This window comes from Lacinutrix sp. MEBiC02595 (genome assembly GCF_053601555.1).
Genome location: NZ_JBSHNU010000196.1, coordinates 1 through 238, shown reverse-complemented (window position 1 = coordinate 238; position 238 = coordinate 1). Strand labels below are relative to the sequence as shown.

The window sequence follows — 238 nt, the reverse complement described above, 5'->3', positions numbered from 1 at the left end:
CGGAACAGAAACCGGATTCACTTCTCCAGTAACTGTATTTGCAGATTTAGATGGCAATGGCGTATTAGACGCAGGAGAGCCAACAGCAACAACGGCAGCGGATGGAACCTATACTATAGAAGGAGTACCAGCAGGAACAGTAGATATCGTAGTAGATACAACTACTTTACCAACAGGTGTAACATTAACAGAAGGAACAGAACCAACGGAAGTAACGATACCAGTAAATGGAACAGTT

1 protein-coding gene is annotated in these 238 nt (G+C 43.3%); it reads left to right on the top strand.

Annotated elements, in window-relative coordinates:
• Nucleotides 1–238 (top strand): hypothetical protein (locus ACVCZW_RS05850; protein WP_452231905.1); only part of this gene is annotated, 238 nt, incomplete at both ends.